The following is a 2290-nucleotide window of genomic DNA, read 5'->3' as shown; positions in this document are numbered from 1 at the left end:
TGTCCGCTCGACTTGCATGTATTAGGCACGCCGCCAGCGTTCGTCCTGAGCCAGGATCAAACTCTCCAAAAAGTGTTTGATAAAGCTCATAAAATAAAAAGTTTTGTTCCGATCCAATGCCGAAACGTTTTATTAGAATTAACGTTGACGTTTTTGTTTTGTTTAGTTTTCAAAGATCAATCGTTTGTCGTTAGTGACAACTTTTATATCATAACATTTTGTTATTTCGTTGTCAACAACTTTTTTTAATTAATTTTTCGCTGCTGTCAGAAGCAACTTTATTAATATATCACTCTATCAAAACACTGTCAATCTTTTTTTAAAGTGTTTCTTTAGTTAATGACCTTTTCTTAAGGACAACAATTAATATATCATGATTTATATTTAAAAAGCAATACTTTTTTCAAAAATACTTTTCCCCTAGATTGAATTATATCATGAGATCGATTGACAACAGCACCAAATACCTTCTACTAAATTCCTATTCCCTATAAAATAGTAGTTTTTTGAACCTTTATCCCTAAATCATTTCAGGCATTTTTTCTCTTAATACTAGCATTCATCATAATCTAGTATTATAGCTAGCTTAATTAATTATAAAATAAAAATTAGGGGGCATAATATGAAAAGAAAAAAGAAATTGATACCACTATCGATCCTCGCAACAGGATTACTTTTGAGCAGTGTAACTGTACCAGTTGCTACAACCTCCGCAAAACCAGTCATAACATCTAATAATTCACTCATAACAAACTCAGACAAACAAGTAATTAACAAAATTAATGTTAATCGAATATATCAACATATAGAATACCTATCAGCAGTTCCTCGTATTGCTGGAACAGATGCTGAATATCAAGCAGTTCAATATATAAAAAAACAACTGGAGTCGTATGGATATAAGACAGAAATACAAGAATTTACGTATACCGGTTATAGAGATCCTTCGACAGTCCAGCTTTCAGTCGAAGGGTATTCCAGTGAACTAAAGCCTCGCTCCTTCTCCTATACAATCGATGGAAATGTAACTGGGGAACTGATGTATGCCGGACTGGGAACTAAAGCGGAACTAGAAAATATAGATTTAACTGGAAAGATTGCTCTTATTCAACGTGGTAGCATCAATTTCCAAGAGAAGGTGTTGAATGCAGCTGAAAAAGGAGCACTTGCTGTTATCATCTATAACAATGCAGAAGGCGATTTAAATGGAACTTTAGGTAGTGCACACGATAATTATGTCCCTGCTGTTTCTATTTCAAAAGCCGAAGGAGAAGCATTAGTTGCTGCACTGGGAGGCGGACAAGCTCTAACAGCCAATGTATTGGTTGAAGGTTCATTCACAGGAGAACAGACTTCTCATAACGTTATTGCAAAAAAAGCCCCTACTAATAAAAAGAAAGATACAGGTAATATAATCGCTATCGGTGCACATCATGATTCAGTAGCTCTTGCTCCTGGAGCCAACGACAACGCTTCAGGAACAGCCGTTGTTCTTGAACTTGCACGCGTATTTAAAAACCTGCCTACCGATACAGAACTTCACTTCCTGACATACGGAGCCGAAGAACTTGGTTTGATTGGATCGGAATACTATGTTAATTCGCTTCCTCAAGAAACACTAAACAGAATTATAGGTAATTTTAATCTGGATATGGTTGGCAGCAGAGATGCCGGAGATTTGGTTTTAAATACTGTGGATGGCAAAGCTAACTTTGTCACTGACCTTGCACAAGCATCTAGTTTACGCTTGAATGGTTCAGCAACTCCTTATCAAGAAGGAGGAAGAAGCGATCACGTTTCATTCTTCGAAGCAGGTATACCATCTGCCAGCTTTATTCATAGTCCAACAGAACCTTGGTATCATACTCCTGAAGATACTATTGATAAAATCAGTAAAGAAAAATTGCTGGATGTAGCAGAAATAGTCGGTAGTGCTGTTTACGATTATGCACAATTCGACCAAAAGGGGCCAAAACCGAAACCTAAAAAAGGGAAGAAACAAAAATTCCCGGAATTACATCATAAAAAACATCTTAAATAATCCTAAAAATAATCAACAATCATTGTTTAAATTATTACTTTAATTTAAACAATGAAATTTTCACCATCTTATTTCATTGTTCTTTACTCAAAAGGCTACTTTCACAGAATATCTCTAACTGTTAGTTTCATTCCCTTAACCTTCTTGCTTCTCCTTCACCGGGTTTGGGCAGTTTTAATTTTGTATTCAGTCCTAAGAGGTTAGCTTCTTAACTCTGAACCTTCGGTTCAGTTATTTTATGACACAAAA

The 2290-nt window shown here is 35.6% G+C and carries 1 protein-coding gene and 1 rRNA gene; one reads left to right on the top strand and one right to left on the bottom strand.

The window, feature by feature from the left end; genetic code table 11:
- A 16S ribosomal RNA gene (locus IEO70_RS18665) occupies positions 1–72 on the bottom strand; the annotation flags it as partial.
- 550 nt (positions 73–622) lie between these two features.
- On the opposite strand from IEO70_RS18665, the gene IEO70_RS18660 reads away from it, so the two are divergent.
- A complete protein-coding gene (locus IEO70_RS18660) occupies positions 623–2041 on the top strand; it encodes a M28 family peptidase (protein WP_190999887.1) in 1419 nt (472 codons plus the stop codon).
- The last annotated feature ends 249 nt before the right edge of the window (positions 2042–2290 follow it).

Source organism: Peribacillus faecalis (assembly GCF_014712675.1).
Lineage (GTDB): Bacteria > Bacillota > Bacilli > Bacillales > DSM-1321 > Bacillus_AD > Bacillus_AD faecalis.
This window is presented reverse-complemented; position numbering and strand designations above follow the sequence as displayed.